General features: G+C 69.4%; 15 protein-coding genes. 6 read left to right on the top strand and 9 right to left on the bottom strand.

Going from position 1 to position 15,566, the window contains the following annotated elements; genetic code table 11:
- Positions 1-251: 251 nt before the first annotated feature.
- The 7 genes from EIZ44_RS15460 to EIZ44_RS15490 form a co-directional block, all read right to left on the bottom strand.
- Positions 252-1,847: a S1C family serine protease gene (locus tag EIZ44_RS15460; protein ID WP_134729268.1), complete on the bottom strand. Its 1,596-nt coding sequence runs from the start codon at positions 1,845-1,847 to the stop codon at positions 252-254.
- A gap of 79 nt (positions 1,848-1,926) precedes the next feature.
- Positions 1,927-2,997: a galactose-1-phosphate uridylyltransferase gene (galT, locus tag EIZ44_RS15465; RefSeq protein ID WP_134729270.1), complete on the bottom strand. Its 1,071-nt coding sequence runs from the start codon at positions 2,995-2,997 to the stop codon at positions 1,927-1,929.
- Positions 2,994-3,794, bottom strand: a complete 801-nt coding sequence (locus tag EIZ44_RS15470) for a DeoR/GlpR family DNA-binding transcription regulator (RefSeq protein ID WP_106961260.1) — start codon at positions 3,792-3,794, stop codon at positions 2,994-2,996. The genes galT and EIZ44_RS15470 overlap by 4 nt, the downstream gene beginning before the upstream one ends.
- Before the next feature lie 119 nt (positions 3,795-3,913).
- Positions 3,914-5,353 carry a sensor histidine kinase gene (locus EIZ44_RS15475; protein ID WP_134665169.1) on the bottom strand — a complete coding sequence of 480 codons (1,440 nt, stop codon included), beginning with the start codon at positions 5,351-5,353 and terminating at the stop codon, positions 3,914-3,916.
- Positions 5,350-6,042, bottom strand: coding sequence for a response regulator transcription factor (locus EIZ44_RS15480; protein ID WP_037811118.1), 693 nt, complete (start codon positions 6,040-6,042; stop codon positions 5,350-5,352). Before EIZ44_RS15480 ends, EIZ44_RS15475 begins: the two co-directional genes overlap by 4 nt.
- 131 nt (positions 6,043-6,173) lie before the next feature.
- Positions 6,174-6,794, bottom strand: coding sequence for a trimeric intracellular cation channel family protein (locus EIZ44_RS15485; RefSeq protein ID WP_134665171.1), 621 nt, complete (start codon positions 6,792-6,794; stop codon positions 6,174-6,176).
- A gap of 9 nt (positions 6,795-6,803) precedes the next feature.
- Positions 6,804-7,457: a response regulator gene (locus EIZ44_RS15490; protein WP_009083595.1), complete on the bottom strand. Its 654-nt coding sequence runs from the start codon at positions 7,455-7,457 to the stop codon at positions 6,804-6,806.
- Positions 7,458-7,919: 462 nt separating this feature from the next.
- Here EIZ44_RS15490 and EIZ44_RS15495 point away from each other — a divergent pair, with 462 nt between their 5' ends.
- A complete protein-coding gene (locus EIZ44_RS15495) occupies positions 7,920-9,107 on the top strand; it encodes an MFS transporter (RefSeq protein ID WP_205673160.1) in 1,188 nt (395 codons plus the stop codon).
- Here the strand turns inward: EIZ44_RS15495 and EIZ44_RS15500 are convergent.
- Positions 9,073-9,684: a TetR/AcrR family transcriptional regulator gene (locus tag EIZ44_RS15500; protein ID WP_134729274.1), complete on the bottom strand. Its 612-nt coding sequence runs from the start codon at positions 9,682-9,684 to the stop codon at positions 9,073-9,075. The two genes, EIZ44_RS15495 and EIZ44_RS15500, sit on opposite strands and share 35 nt — an antisense overlap.
- A gap of 69 nt (positions 9,685-9,753) precedes the next feature.
- Between EIZ44_RS15500 and EIZ44_RS15505 the strand changes: the two genes are divergently transcribed.
- On the top strand, positions 9,754-10,671 hold the full coding sequence (locus tag EIZ44_RS15505; protein WP_134729276.1) for an alpha/beta hydrolase: 918 nt from the start codon (positions 9,754-9,756) through the stop codon (positions 10,669-10,671).
- 114 nt (positions 10,672-10,785) lie between these two features.
- Here EIZ44_RS15505 and EIZ44_RS15510 read toward each other — a convergent pair whose 3' ends face one another.
- A complete protein-coding gene (locus EIZ44_RS15510) occupies positions 10,786-11,469 on the bottom strand; it encodes a GntR family transcriptional regulator (RefSeq protein WP_037811108.1) in 684 nt (227 codons plus the stop codon).
- A 109-nt stretch (positions 11,470-11,578) separates the two neighbouring features.
- On the opposite strand from EIZ44_RS15510, the gene EIZ44_RS15515 reads away from it, so the two are divergent.
- From EIZ44_RS15515 to EIZ44_RS15530, 4 genes are read left to right on the top strand one after another with little or no spacing between them, the layout of a single operon-like run.
- The gene (locus tag EIZ44_RS15515; protein WP_134729278.1) at positions 11,579-12,412 is read left to right on the top strand and encodes a fumarylacetoacetate hydrolase family protein; all 834 of its coding nucleotides are present in this window, start codon (positions 11,579-11,581) and stop codon (positions 12,410-12,412) included.
- Positions 12,413-12,425: 13 nt separating this feature from the next.
- Positions 12,426-13,352, top strand: coding sequence for a VOC family protein (locus tag EIZ44_RS15520; protein ID WP_134729280.1), 927 nt, complete (start codon positions 12,426-12,428; stop codon positions 13,350-13,352).
- A 17-nt stretch (positions 13,353-13,369) separates the two neighbouring features.
- Positions 13,370-14,344 (top strand): amidohydrolase family protein, encoded by a 975-nt coding sequence (locus tag EIZ44_RS15525; RefSeq protein ID WP_134729282.1) that lies wholly within the window; start codon positions 13,370-13,372, stop codon positions 14,342-14,344.
- A complete protein-coding gene (locus EIZ44_RS15530; protein ID WP_240691312.1) occupies positions 14,341-15,552 on the top strand; it encodes an MFS transporter in 1,212 nt (403 codons plus the stop codon). Before EIZ44_RS15525 ends, EIZ44_RS15530 begins: the two co-directional genes overlap by 4 nt.
- Positions 15,553-15,566: the final 14 nt, after the last annotated feature.

Consider the following 15,566-nt stretch of genomic DNA (forward strand, 5'->3'; position numbering starts at 1 on the left):
GCGTTTGGGACAGCGTGCGCGTGGGCACCTCACCGCACGCGGAGAGGCTCTCCGTGCCGAGTCGGAGGCGGCACGGAGAGCCTCTTCGTGTTTTCGTGTGCGAGCCGGTTTTCGCGTGCTGGGCATGAAAAACGGCCACGCGCGACCGGCTCTTGTGCTCCGGTCGCGCGCGGCCTGCAAAGGTTCGGCCCCAGCGCGGATAGGGGGTCGAGCCGTGGCTGGTCTCGGCCGCGCCTCGGCGGCCGAGCGAACTAGTTGGCCGGTACCGCCTGTCCGCCCAAGGTGACCTGCACCGTGCGTCCGTCGGCGAGGGTGAAGGTGGTCTGGTCGTTCGGGGCGCGGGTGCGGATCGCGGCGACGAGCGTGTTGGCGCTGTCGATGACGCGGTCGTCGATCTTGGTCACCACGTCGCCGGACTTCAGGCCCGCCTTCTCCGCCGGGCTGCCCGGCGTGATGTCGCCGAGCTGGGCGCCGCCCTGGGGCGCGTCGGTGACCTTCGCGCCGATGAACGTCTGGGTCGCGTGCCCGGTCTTGATGATGTCCTGCGCGGTGCGGCGCGCCTGGTCGATCGGGATGGCGAAGCCGATGCCGACGTTGCCGCCCTCGCTGCCGCTGCCCTGGCCGCGGCCCGAGTTCGGGCTGTAGATGGCCGAGTTGATGCCGATGACCTGGCCGTTCATGTTCGACAGCGGACCGCCCGAGTTGCCGGGGTTGATCGCGGCGTCGGTCTGGATCGCGTCCATCACCGTGGTCTGGTCGGTTTCGTCGCCGCCCGCCTGCACCGGGCGGTGCAGCGAGCTGACGATGCCCGAGGTGACCGTGCCGGTCAGCTCGTACGGCGAACCGATGGCCACCACCTGCTGGCCGACCCGCAGGTCGTCGGAGCGGCCCAGCTCGACCGGCTTCAAGTTGCTGACGCCGGACACCTTGACCACGGCGATGTCCGTGGTCGGGTCACGGCCGACAACCTTCGCCGCGGCCTTCTTGCCGTCCTGGAACACGGCCTGGATCTGGCCGCCGTTCGCGGCGACCTGGACGACGTGGTTGTTGGTGAGGATGTAGCCGTCGCTGCTGATCACGAAGCCGGAGCCCTCGCCCGCCGCGGTCCGGCCGGACACCTGCAGCTCGACCACGCTCGGCGACAGCTTCTGCGCCACCGATTCGACCGAGCCGGCCGGCACGTTGCCGGTCTGCTGCGCGGGTTTCGGCGCGTCGAGCGCGCTCACCGACGAACCGGACCCGCCGGTCAGGTACCCGACGGTTCCGCCCGCCACGCCGCCGATCACGAGCGAGATCGCGGCGACGCTCGCGAGGAGCTTGCCCGCCGAACCCTTCTTCTCGCGCTGCGCGGGGACGCCGTACACCGAGGTTCCCGGTGCGCCGTAAGGATTGGCCGGGGCTCCGGCGGGCGGAGTGTGCGTGCCGCCGGGGTATTGGCTGCCGTAGGGCTGCTGCGCGCCAGGGATCGCGCCGCTCTGGGGCGCGCCAGCGTGCGGCGCGGCCGCGCCTTGGGCCGACCACGGATTCGGCGTGCTTCCAGCCGGAGCAGCGGCCCCATACGTCTGAGCGGTGCCGTACTGCCCCGCAGGCGCTCCGTACGCACCGGAAGCGTCGCCGCTCGCCGTGCCGGTGCCGGACGTCCCCGCCGAGCCCTCAGCGACCGAACCGTACGCGGCGGTCGAACCAGTGGCACTGGAAGCCGACTGGTTCGCGTCGCCGCCGGAAGAGGGTTGGTCCGGCTGAGCCGGGGTCTGCTGCCAGGCCGCCTGGCCTTCGGCACCCGGCTGGGCGCCCGGGTCCTGGCGACCCGCCGCGGAGTCGGGCACGTGGGGGTCGTTCTCGGTCATGTCCTCACCTAAGCGGCTGGGCCTGAGAGGTTCCTGAGTCGAACCTGTGTTTCGTAGATGAGTATGCCGCGAGTTCCGGTCAGCCTGCCGAACGAAGCCGTTCCGCGATCTGTTCCGGGGTGGCGTCGTTGATCCAGACCGCCATGCCCGACTCGGATCCGGCCAGGTACTTCAGCTTGTCCTTGGCCCGCAGCACGGAGAACAGCTCCAGATGCAGCCACGACAGCTCCCGGTCCCGCCGCACCGGAGCCTGGTGCCAGCCCGCGATGTAGGGCAGCGGCCGGTCATACAGCGCGTCACACCGGCGCAGCACGTCGAGGTACACGCGGGAAAAGTCGTCGCGCTCGGCGTCGGTGAGCGACGGGAGGTCCGGCGTCTGCCGGTGCGGCACGATCTGGATGTGCACCGGCCAGCGCGCGGCAGGCGGCACGAAAGCCGTCCAGTGCTCGCCGGTCGCGATCACGCGCTCGCCCGATTTCCGTTCCGCCGCCAGCACGTCGCCGAGCACCGAGCCGCCGTGTTCGCGCGCGACCGCCAGCATCCGCTCGGTCTTCGGCGTGACGAACGGGTAGCCGTAGATCTGGCCGTGCGGGTGCGAGAGCGTGACGCCGATTTCCTCGCCGCGGTTCTCGAACGGGAAGACCTGTTCCACGCCAGGCGTCTCCGCGAGCGCGGCGGTGCGGTCAGCCCAGGCGTCCACCACGAGGCGCACCTGTTCCGGAGTCAGCCGGGAGAACGCGCCGTCGTGGTCGCTGGTGAAGCACACGACCTCGCAGCGCCCGAGGCCCGGCGCGGTCGGGACGAGGCCCAATCCGTCCACAGTGGACGGTTCGCCGGTCGCCTGCTGCGAGAACGACGGGAACCGGTTCTCGAAGACGACCACGTCGTAGTCGGCTTCGGGGATTTCGCTCGGTTTGCCCGGACGGGTCGGGCAGAGCGGGCAGAGGTCGGCGGGCGGCTTGTACGTGCGCGTCTGGCGGTGCGCCGCCATCGCGACCCACTCGCCGGTCAGCGGGTCGCGGCGGATCTCCGAGGCCGCCGCGACCGGCGGCAGGTCCCGGGTGTCCTCGGCGAGCCGTTCACGGTCGTCGGTGTGGTCGAAATAGATGATCTCCCGGCCGTCGGCCAGGTGTGCCGCAGTGCGTTTCACGCTTCTTCTGCCTCGAGGTTCTCCGCCGTTTCGGCGATCATGAGTTCTCCGACCCGCTCCGCGAGGTCTTCCCGCGCGCGGTCGTCCAGTCCGTCGTCGGTCACCACGACCTGTGCTTCTTCCAGGTCCGCGATCGTGGAAATGCCGACGGTGCCCCACTTTGTGTGGTCGGCGAGCACCACCAGCCGCCGTCCGGCCTCCACCAGCGCGCGGTCGGTTTCGCTCTCGGTGAGGTTCGGGGTGGTGAACCCAGGCCCCACTGCCATGCCGTGGACGCCGAGGAACACCAGGTCGAGGTGCAGTGTCCGCAGGCTCTGCACGGCGACCGGGCCGACCAGCGCGTCCGAGGGGGTGCGCACCCCGCCGGTGAGGACCACCGTGCGGTCCGGCTGTCCCGCGTTGCGCAGCACGTCGGCGACCTGGATCGAGTTGGTGACGATGGTGAGGCCCTCGACGCCGTCGAGGGCGTGCGCGAGCGTCCAGGTGGTGGTGCCCGCGGACAGGCCGATCGCGGTGCCCGGCTTGACGAGGGTGGCCGCCAGTTCAGCGATAGCTTCCTTCTGGGCGCGCTGGCGCACCGATTTCGCCTCGAACCCCGGTTCGTCGGTGCTCTTGCCGACCAGCGACGTCGCGCCGCCGTAGACCTTCTCGACCAGGCCGCGGCCCGCGAGCACGTCGAGGTCTCGGCGGACCGTCATGTCGGAGACGCCGAGCCTCGCGACGAGGTCACTGACCCGGACCGCACCGGTCCGGCGTGCTTCCTCGAGGATCACCGCCTGTCGCTGCCGCGCGAGCACCGCCACTCCCCAAGCACACCCATCAACTGCACAAAATCCTACACGATTCAACATCAGGTGTGCGCGACGTGCAGATCAAGCGTCCCCCTCCCGGGCGACAGCCATGCGTGGCGGGCCGCTCAGGCGACGGGCGCCCCTGGTAGCCGGATGGTGAGCAGAGCGCCGCCTTCCGGTGCCCGGTTGGCGTAAACCGTGCCGCCGTGCCGCTCGGCGGCGTGCTTCACGATCGCCAGCCCGAGGCCGGATCCGGGCAGGGTGCGTGCCTCCGAAGAGCGGTAGAAACGGTCGAACACCTTGGGCAGGTCTTCCTCGGCGATGCCCGGTCCGGAGTCCGCGACCTCGACCACCGCGGTGCCGTCGCCGAGCGGACGCAGCGTGACCCGCACCCGCGAACCCTGCGGCGAGAACTTCACCGCATTGTCCAGCAGGTTCAGCACCGCCCGCTCGAGCGAGCTGTTGTCGCCGGTGAGGACCCACGGCTGCAGCGCGACCTCGAACTCGATCTCGCCCGCCCGCCGGCGCGCCCGGTCGAGCGCGCGCTCGACCACGTCCATCAGGTCGACGCGTTCGGCCTGCTCGCGCGGTTCGTCCTGCCGCGCCAGCTCCACCAGGTCGCCGATGAGCTGGGTCAGCTCGTCGAGCTGGCCGCGAATGTCGGCCTCGATGTCGGCTCGGTCCTCGTCCGGCAGCGACGGCGCGCCCGGACGGCTGGCCGACAGCAGCAGTTCCAGGTTGGTGCGCATGGAAGTCAGCGGGGTCCGCAGCTCGTGCCCGGCATCGGCGACCAGCTGCCGCTGCCGTTCCTGCGAGTCCGCGACCGTGCCGAGCATGATGTTGAAGCTGTGCGTGAGCCGGGCGAGTTCGTCATCGCCGCTCACCGGGATCGGGCGCAGGTCTCCGGTAGCGGCTACCCGTTCGGCAGCTGAGGTCAGCCGGTCGACGGGGCGCAATCCGGCGCGCGCGACGGCCGTGCCCGCACCCGCGGCCACCACGATCCCGGCACCGCCGACGAGGAACAGCACCACGGACAGCTGGTTCAGCGCGCGCATCGTCGGAGCCATCGACTGAGCCAGCACGATCGCCTGGCCGTGCCCGAGCGGCACCGCGACCACGCGCATGCCGGTGGCCGCGTCGGTGCGCAGCGACTGCGGAAGCACGCCGGTCGCGACGCGCATCTCGGACGGGCCGACCGGCGGCCGCGTGCCCGGCTGCGGATAGATCAGGTCGCCGGTGAGGCCGTTGAGCTGGCCGATCTGCAGGTCAGCGCTCGCCAGCAAGGCTCCCGGGACCTCGCGCAACTGGTCGGTCGGCACCTGGGGCGAGTTCGCCGCGGCTTGTGCGCGGGCCAGCAGGTTGTCGTCGAGCTGAGTGAGGAGGTTGTTGCGCACCACGAGGTACGCGCACAGGGACACGAGCGCCACCGCACCCGCCACGCACGCCGCGGCCAGCAGCGTGACGCGGCCGCGCAGCGAGAACCGCCGGGTGGTCCACCGGGTGCCCCGCGGATCCGGGACCTCCCCCTCCGGCGCGGCGTGCGCACCCGCCGGGTAGTCGGTCACGGCGGGGTCTCGCGCAGGACGTACCCCACTCCACGCACCGTGTGGATCAGCCTCGGTTCGTTGTCCGCTTCCGTCTTGCGGCGCAAATAGCCGACGTAGACCTCCAGCGCGTTGCCCGACGTCGGGAAGTCGTAACCCCATACTTCCTCCAGGATCCTTCCGCGGGTCAGCACGTGCTTGGGGTACGAGAGGAACAGCTCGAGCAGCGCGAACTCGGTGCGGGTGAGACTGATCTCGCGGCCGCCGCGGCGGACCTCGCGAGTGCCCGGGTCCAGCGTGAGGTCGGCGAACGACAGCACCTCCGACGTCTCGCCCTGCTGAGCGTCCGGCGCGGCGCGGCGCAGCAGGGCGCGCAACCGGGCGAGCAGCTCCTCCAGGGCGAACGGCTTGGGCAGGTAGTCGTCGGCGCCGGCGTCGAGGCCGGAGACCCGGTCGGAGACGGTGTCGCGGGCGGTCAGCACGAGAATCGGCAGGTCGTCGCCGGTGCTGCGGAGCCGGCGGGCCACTTCGAGCCCGTCGAGGCGCGGCATCATCACGTCGAGAACCATCGCGTCCGGACGGTTGGCGAGGATCGTCTCCAACGCCTGCGCACCATCGCTCGCGAGCTCCACGGTGTAGCCGTTGAACTCCAAAGACCGCCTGAGCGATTCACGGACGGCACGGTCGTCGTCCACTACGAGGATGCGCATGCCGTCAGTCTTACGCAGAGTGCTGAGACCCGCCTAAGAACACACGCAGAACACACAAAGAGCATTTCCGGACGACCGCGGACAGGGCGGCACATTCGCACTGGCCGCACCGGGGGTCGCGGACGCGGAAATCACAACGAGCGCTCTTCCGGCGGCCGGGCGACCGGGGCGTTCCAGTGTCGCCAGAGAGCGAGCACGCGGATCGCGACCACGACCACCGCCGAGACGGTCGTGACCGCGCCGGCCGGGAGGTGCAGCGCGTGCCCCGCCCAGACGCACACCGCGCCGGTCAGCGCGGCCATCGCGTAGATCTCCTTGCGCAGCACGAGCGGGATCTCCCGCAGCAGCAGGTCGCGGACCGCGCCGCCGCCGATGCCGCTGGTCATGCCGATCAGACACGCGGCGTACCCGGTCGCGCCCGCGTTCAGCGCCAGCGTCGTGCCGGCCGTGGCGAAGACTCCGAGCCCGACCGCGTCCGCGAGCAGCACGGCGTGGCGCAGCCGGGCGACCTGCGGGTGGAAGGCGAACACCACCAGCGCCGTCACCGCGCAGACGGCCAGGTACGGCCAGTTGCGCAGGGACGTCGGCGGGTGGATGCCGAGAAGCACGTCGCGGATGATGCCGCCGCCGAGTGCCGTGGTCAGGCCGACCACGACGACCCCGAACACGTCCAGCCGCGCCCGGACCGCGGCCAGCGCCCCGGACGCCGCGAACGCCACCAGCCCGAGGAACTCGAGCGCGGTCAGCAGCATGTGCTGGTTCTACTGGTCGAGAAGCCCGCCGCGGTAGGCCAGGAGCGCGGCCTGCACCCGGTTGGCCGCGCCGATCTTCGACAGCACCGCCGAGACGTACCCCTTCACCGTCGCCTCGGACAGGTGCAGCCGCCCGCCGATCTCGGCGTTCGACAGACCCTGCCCGATCAGCGCGACGACCTCGCGTTCGCGTTCGGACAGCGAGGCCAGGAGTTTGCGCGCCGGCTGCGCGGCCCGCTGCTCGTCGCGGTGGCTCTGCACCATCCGCACGGCGACGCCCGGGTCGAGGACGGCACCGCCCTTGGCCAGGTCGCGCACGGCCCGCAGCAACGCCGCCGGGTCGATGTCCTTCAGCAGGAAGCCGTTGGCGCCGAGCCGCAGCGCGAGGCTGACGTACTCGTCGATGTCGAAGGTGGTGAGCATGGCGACGGTCGGCGGATCGGGCAGCGCGAGAATGGCCCGGAGCGCGCGAATGCCGTCGTCAGGGGCGCGCATCTTGATGTCGAGCAGCGCGACGTCAGGGTGATAGCGACGGGCGACCTCGACCGCCGATCTGCCGTCGCTCGCCTCGCCCACGATCTCGATGTCCGACGCCCCGGACATCATGGCGCGCAGCCCCGACCGAACTAGTTCCTCGTCGTCGGCGAACATGAGCTTGATCAACGAAGCCCTCCGGCAAACCGTGGGTTGGAGGCGGCTCCCCGCACCCGTTACGGAAGATTACCTACTGTTGTTCACGGTTTCGAAACCAGACACGACCAGGTGACGCGGCTGGTCCACCGGAGCGGCCGAGAACAGCAGTCGACCCGGTTGCTGGTCACCCACTTGAGTGACTTCTTCGGATGGGCGCCGCCGAGTTGCGTAACCGATCCAGATGGAGCGGATGTTCATCGGCTGGTTCGGGAGGCTTGCTGCCTGGAGTCCGCGCGAAAAAGGTGACCGCCGGGCGCGCCGGCGCTGCTACGGTCGCGGCGATGTTCCAGTTCATCGTTCTCTTCAGCTGACGGTCCTGCGACCCGCCCCTCGCAGATCCAGCACCGGCCCGGGCGGGTCTCAACGCGCCGTTTTCGGCGCAGGACCCCGTCAGCCGCGCGCCTCGACTCGCGCTGTGCCCTGGAGAACGACGTGTCACCTGAACACCCTTCCTACTGGACCGCGCTGCGCCAGCCCCACGTGGTGCGCTCCTTCCTGCCGAGCATCCTTGGCCGGTCGTCGCTGGCGATGTCCGGTCTCGCGCTCGTGTTCCTCCTCGAATCCGGCAGCGGGTCGTTCGCCGCCGCCGGAGCCGTCACGGCCACGCTGGGAATCGCCAACGTCGTCGCGACACCCTGGCGAGCGCGCGCCGTCGACCGATTCGGCCAGGCAACCGTCTTGTCCACGCTGGGCGCGTTCCACACGACGGCGCTCGTGGTGTTCGCCGTGGATCCGGGCGCGCCGTTGCCTTTCTTGCTGGGTCTCGGTGCCGTCGCGGGATTGTCGCTCCCGCCGTTCGGATCGACGATGCGCGTGGTGTGGTCGGCGGCGCTCGCCAGCGGCCCCCTGCGCACTCGAGGACTGAGCCTGGACGCGGTCGCCGAAGAGCTGATTTTCGCGGTCGGGCCGTTGACATCCGCGATCCTCACCGCGCTCGCGGATCCGGCGCTGGCGCTTTACGTCTCGGCCGGCCTCGTCGCCACTGGCAGCGGCCTTTTCGTGCTCAGCCCGCTGTCCCGGCAACAGCGCGGGCACCGCACCAAACGAACCACGGAAGCGCCGAAACCGTTGCGGTCGCCCGGATTTCTCCCGGTGGTGGTCGCCATCATGGCTCCGGGGATCGTCCTCGGCGCGGTCGAGATCGTGGCACCGGCCATGGGGGCGGCCGAGGGTTCCGCGGTTCTGCCCGGCGTCGTCCTGGCCCTGTTCGCTGGGGCCAGCGCGCTCGGCGGCTTGCTGTACGGCCGCCTCAATCCGCGGATGTCGGTCGAACGACAGCTGCTCGTTCTCGGCACAGCGCTGATCGGCGTCAGCGCGACCGCTGGGCTCATCGGGTCCACGCCAGTGCTGGTCGTCGGCATCGGCATAGCGGGCGGCTTCATCGCACCGCTGCTCATCGTCGGCTACCTCGCGGCTGATGCCCGCACTGATCCCACCGTGCGGACCGAAGCGAGCAGCTGGATCAACACCGCGGTCAACCTCGGTGCCGCTGCCGGCTCGGGTCTCCTCGGCGCGACGACGGAGACCACGGCACCCGGTACCGCGCTCGCGCTCTGCACCGCGGCGGCAGCGGTCGTCTTGCTCGTCAGCGCGCCACGACGCCGTCGCGCAGTGCCGTGAACAGCTGATCGAGACGGACGCGGTGGTTCTTCGCCACCGCGCGGTCTGGCTCGCCCTCGATGCGGCGGCGGACGGTTTCTACGAGCACCGCGCTGTAGCCAGCGATAAAGAAGGCCGCGAGCAAAAACCCGTCGCCGTCGAAGGCGGGGTCTTGGGCTAGCTCCTCGGCGAGGACGGACTGGAGTTCGGAACCGATGGCTCGCGCGCGGGCGATCAGCGCGGGGGAACCAGCGACCGTCCGGAAAAACGGTACGGAATTGGCGCTGATCCCGGACAGCGGCGCACGGTCGTCGCACAGGCGGAAGCACAGGCCCTGCAAGGAGGTCAGGATATCGGCGTCCGGCGCGCGGTCTCGGACTGCCGCGCGCAGCAGATCCACGGCGTCGGCCGCTCGGTCCAGGAAAAGGTCTTCCTTTCGCGCGAAGTGGTTGAAGACCGTCACGCTGGAAACCCCGACCTCCCGCGCGATCTCGGCAACGGTCACGGCTTCGTACCCGCGCTCCACGAACAGCCGGTTCGCGACCGCCAGGATCCGGGCGCGCGTCTGCGGGCCGCCGCGTTCGCTGGTTCTGGGCATCCGGAACCACTTCCTTGTGTCACTAAATTTAGTTAGTTAAGATGGTACCAGGCAGAGGGGAGCCCAGTCATGAGCGAGCGCGTGTTTCCCGCTCCGTCGACGATCAGCGAGCAAGCACGGTCTTGGCTCGCCCTCGACGCCGGCGAGTTGACCTATCCGGCTGCCGACGACACGGATGGCTGGCTCGCGATGGCGGCTCGGGCGAATCAGTCGACAGCCCAGCGGTTTCCGGTCACTGGACTGCCGGTGCACGTCGAGGACTTCGAGGTCGACGGAGCCGCCGGGTACGCCGCGCGGCCGCATGGGGTCGATGACGACGCCGTCTTCCTGTGGATGCATCCCGGCGGCCTCCTGGTCGGCGGCGGGGACGCGTGCCGGGCGACAACGGCCAGGACCGCCTTGTCGACCGGCATGCTCGTGTGGGGCGTGGACTACCGACTGCCGCCGCTCTATCCGTATCCGGCGGCGCTGAATGATGCGATGTCCGTGTACCAGCGCGCCTTGCGGGAGCGTGATCCGTCGCAGGTGTTCGTCGGCGGCGATTCCGCGGGAGGGAACATCGCGGCCGCGCTTTTGTTGTGCGCCAAGGACGCCGGGTTGCCGATGCCGGCCGCGCTGGTGCTCAACACGCCGCAAGTCGACCTGACCGAATCCGGCGACACCTTCCAGACGCTGGACGGCGTCGACAACATCCTCCGCAGTCTGGCTTCCACGAACGCCCTCTACGCAGCGGGTGCCGACCTGCGGGATCCGTACCTGTCCCCGATCTTCGGTGACGTTTCCGGCTTCCCGCCCACCTTCCTCCGGAGCGGTACCCGCGATCTGTTCCTGTCGAACACGGTCCGGATGCATCGGAAATTGCGCGCCGCCGGCGTGGCAGCCGAACTGCACGTGTTCGAGGCGATGCCGCATGGCGGGTTCGGCGGCGACAGTCCGGAGGACTTGGACGCGGCGGCGGAGCAGCGGCGGTTTCTCGCTCGGAGTTGAGAAACCGTTTGCCGCAAGACTTTCGAGATCCGATGCCGTCAAGTTATCGCCGGATAGCGAACCAGTCTTGGACGCCGGGTCCGCACGCGGGCAAAACTCGAGGCATGACCACCACTATCCGTCGCCCTCTTCCCGGCTCCGATACCCGTCGAGCAGCAGCTTCGTAGTCAGCTCGATGTGGTCCCGCAGGGCCTCGACCGTGCCCGCGACGTCTCGTTCGATCGCGCGTTCGCAGATCAGCCGGTGTTCCGCCGCGACGTCGCGGTGGTTGTCCTCGCTCGAGGCGCGGGCCCAGCACCGGTAGACCTCGGCCGATTCGCGCAGCTGCGTCGCCACCGTGCGCAGGTGCTGGTTCGGGCAGCCCTCCAGCAGGACCTGGTGGAACCGGGCGTGCGCGGACAGCCAGCGCTCGTTGATCGCGTCTGACTCGTCGGCGAACGTGGTGCGGGCGAGATTGTGGTGCGCCGCGAGCAGGTCGGACTCCCATTCGATGGTGCCGTGCGCGAGGGATTCGCGGACCACGTGCGTTTCGACGACCACGCGCGCCTCGGTGAGGTCTTGCAGGGTGTCCGGGGAGACGTCGATGACCCGGAATCCTTGCTGTGGCGCGAAAGTCGCGAGCCCCTGGCCGACCAGCCGGGGCAGCGCTTCACGCAGGACGCCGCTGCTGGCGTCGTAGTCCCCTTTGAGCGCTTCGACGCGCAGCCGCGTTCCGGGCGCGTGCCGGCCGTTGAGGATGTCGGCGCGAAGACGCAGGTAGACGTCCTCGACGCGGGTCGTGCTGCGAGCGCCAGTCATGTCGCAGATCGTACCTGGTTCCGCATACTCGCCATAATCTCGAGATTTAGTTGACTTATCGAGATTCAGCGGTGTTCACTGGCCGGGAAGCAGCGGAAGGACGCGGAGAATGCAAACGACGACACGGGCCGGCCGGATGTGCCTGGTGCTCAATGACAGGGCGATCGACGTCGAAGGGGCGAGCGGCGGGCGGTTCCCGGCCGATCCGCTCGCGGTTTTCGAGCGCTGGAGCGAGTTCGCGGAGTGGGGGCGGACGACGACCGACGGACCGGCCGCGCCCGAGGGTCTCGCGGGGAGCCCTTCGCCGAAGCCTCGGCAGATCTTCGCCATCGGGCTGAATTACCGCGAGCACGCGCAGGAAGCCGGGCTCGAGCTTCCGGAGTCGCCGGCCACTTTCACGAAGTTCGCCACGTCCCTCACCGGGCCGGACACGGAGCTGAAGCTGCCGAGCGAGTTCGTCGACTGGGAAGCGGAACTTGTGGTGGTGATCGGCCGCCGGGCGGAGAAAACCGCGGCCGAGGACGCCTGGCTGCACGTGGCGGGATTGACGGTCGGGCAGGACTTTTCCGAGCGAGTCGTCCAGGCGGCGGGGCCGGTTCCGCAGTTCTCGCTCGGCAAGTCGTTCCCGGGGTTCGCTCCCACCGGGCCGGTGCTGGTGACCGCGGACGAGTTCGCCGACCCCGACGACCTCGCGATCGAGTGCCTGGTCAACGGCGAGAGCGTGCAGAAGGCGCGCACGTCGTCAATGGTCTTCTCGGTCGCCGAGCTGATCGCGCGGCTCTCGGCGGTGTGCCCGCTCCTTCCCGGCGACCTGATCTTCACCGGCACGCCCTCGGGGGTCGGGCATTCGCGGTCCCCGCGGCGCTACCTGCGGCCGGGCGACGAGGTCGTCACCCAGATCGAGGGCATCGGACAGCTCCGGCAGACCTGCGTCGCCGGGTGAAGGGAGCGATTCCATGGCACTGCACAGATTGAAGTCGCTGACCGTCGGAGTGCCCGACGTCGCGGGCACCTCCGGCTACTACGCCGATTTCGGGCTCACGCAGCTCGCGCCCGGCAGGTTCGCCACGGTCGAGGGCGGCGAGCAGTTCGTGCTCGCGCACTCGCGGGTCCGCCGCCTGCTGGGTTTGACCGTCGCGGTCGACGACGCCGACGACCTCGGTCGGATCGCCGCGAACCTCGACCGGCTCGGCTTTCCGGTGCAGCGCGAGGCCGACACGCTGCACGCCCGGGAGCCGATCGCGGACATCGCCGTCGAAGCGGTCGTCGCGCCGCGGCTGGTCCGCGCACCGGTGGCGGCGACTCCGTACAACGGGCCTGGCCGGTTGGACCGCGCCAATACCCGCGCGCCCGTGTTGTCGCGGACCGGGCCGGTGCGGCCGCTCGCGCTGGGGCACGTCGTGATCGGGACGGTCGAGCAGGAATCGACCCAGCGGTTCTTCACCGACGGCATCGGGTTCAAGGTCAGCGACGTGGTTCCGGGGCGGGCGGCGTTCCTGCGGTGCTCCACCGATCACCACAATCTCCTGGTGCAGCAGGCTCCGCTCAATTTCCTGCACCACACGTCCTGGCAGGTGTCCGATGTGGACGAAGTCGGCCGCGGCGCGATGGGCATGCTCGCCGAGCATCCGGAACGGCACGTCTGGGGTCTCGGCCGCCACCACATCGGGTCGAATTTCTTCTGGTATCTCAAGGATCCCGCCGGGAACTTCGCCGAGTACTACTCCGACATGGACGCCATCGTCGACGACCAGCTCTGGACGCCGCGGTCGTTCGAGGGCATGCGGTCGCTCTACGAATGGGGCCCGCCGCCTCCGCCGTCGTTCATCAACCCGGAGGACCTGGCGGCGCACATGACCGGCGCGCACGCCGAAGGCAGCTGAGCGGAAAGGCCATCACCTTGCGTTACATCGCCATGGAAGAAGCGTTCGCGCTTCCCGAACTGCAGGCCGGATACCCAGTGCCCAAGACGGAAACCGCCGCGCGGTGGGTCGAGGACTGGGGGAAACGGTTGTGCGACTACACGACATACCGGCTGCCGGAAATGGACGCGCACGGCATCGACGTTCAGGTGCTTTCCCTGACCGCACCCGGCATTCAAGGGCTGACCGATGCCGACCAGGCGGTCAAGGATGCCCGGATCGCCAATAATCATTTAGCCGAAGTGATCGCCGCGCATCCGGATCGGTTCCGCGGCCTGGCCGCGTTGCCGCTCCAGAATCCGGATGCGGCGGTGACGGAACTCCACCGCGCCGTCGGCGAACTCGGGCTCAGCGGAGCTCTCGTCAACGACCACACCAACGGCACCTACCTCGACGACCAGCGCTACGAGCCGGTGTGGTCCGCCCTCGAAGAACTGGACGTGCCGCTTTACCTCCACCCGGGCGCTCCCCCAGCCGAGCCCTGGAAGGTACTCGACGGACGTCCCGAACTGCGCGGTCCATTGTGGAGCTGGGCGGCCGAGACGAGCGGACACGCGCTCCGGCTGGTTTTCGGAGGCGTCTTCGACCGGCATCCGGGTGCCACTCTCATCCTCGGTCACCTGGGCGAGTTCCTGCCGTTTCAGCTCGCGCGGCTCGATTCGCGCCACGACCGGCAGGAACTCCGGACTCTCGCGCGGAAACCGTCGGAATACTTCGGCGACAACATCCTGATCACCACCAGCGGGGTTTGCTCCCCGGCCGCGCTCGCCGGGGCGGTACTGGCCCTCGGAGCGGACGCGATCATGTTCGCCGTCGACTATCCCTTCGAAGACACCGCCGAGGCCGTCCAGTTCCTCGAGCAGGCACCGATCAGCAACCGCGACCGGGAGAAGATCAGCCACGGCAACGCCGAACGGGTGCTGCGTCTTTCCACGGACAAGGCGAGCACATGAAGATGCCGTGGCGAGCCATCGCGATCGGGCTGGCCGTCATGACGCTGGAGGGGTACGACCTCGTCGCTTTCGGCGCGACGACGCCCCTGCTGCTCCGCCACCAGCCGTGGCAGCTTTCCCTTCCCGAGCTGGGCACGTTGGGCAGCCTCACGCCGGTGGGCATGCTTTTCGGCGCACTGCTGGTCGGGCCGCTCACCGATCGGCACGGGCGCCGCCGGACGACTTTGCTCAGCATCGCGATCGTCTCGCTGGGCATGTTCGCTTGTGCGTTCGCGCCGAATCCGGAATTGTTCGGTGCCAGCAGGCTCCTCGTCGGACTGGGAGTCGGCGCGGTCTACCCCGCGATGGGCCCGCTGATCTTCGAACTCGCGCCGCCGAAACGGAAGAACATCAGTTCGGCAATCGTCCAATGTGGAGTTACTGTAGGCGGTTCGCTGGCCGCCGTCGTAGCCGCGGCGTTCCTGAGCGGAGACAACTTCCGGCCCGAGTATCTCGTCGGCGGCGCGGTCGGATTGCTGCTGGTGCCGATGACTTACCGTTGGCTTCCCGAATCACCAGTCTACCGGCGAGAGCCGACCGGAGCACGCGGTCTGCGCGTCGTGTTGCGCCAGCCGTATACCGGAACGACCGTGCTGTTCTGCGCCATGGTGATCTGTTCATTCTTGCTCATTTTCGGGATCAACACTTGGTTGCCGCAATTGATGCAGGCCGCGCGGTATCCGCTGGATTCCTCGCTGATGTTCCTGACCCTGGTCAATGTCGGCGCGACGGTCGGCGGTCTCGCGATCGCGGCGCTCGCCGACCGGGCGGGATCGCGAATCCCGATCATCGCGTGTTTTGTTGTCGCCGCAGTAGCTATGGCCGCCTTGAGCGTTCGGTCGCCATTGCCGGTGCTGTCGGTGATCGTGCTGATCGGCGGCGCGGGCGCGTTCGGCGTGCAGGGGCTGATCAACGTGTACGTCGCCCGCACTTATCCGGCGCACGCCAGGGCCAGCGCGATCGGCGTCGCGCTGGGAATCGGCCGGATCGGCGCGATAGCCGGGCCGGTGCTCGGCGGATGGGTCCTTGCCGCCGGGTTCGCTCCACAGTGGAATTTCCTGCTTTTCGCGGTCCCGGCGATCCTCGGCGCGATCTTCACCGTCGTCCTCGGAAGTTTCCACCGCACCGCCGAAACCCCCGCGTCGCAACCGGTCGAAGAACCGGCTTGAACGAAGGAACAGTC

It is taken from the genome of Amycolatopsis nivea, assembly GCF_004522235.1.
Lineage (GTDB): Bacteria > Actinomycetota > Actinomycetes > Mycobacteriales > Pseudonocardiaceae > Amycolatopsis > Amycolatopsis nivea.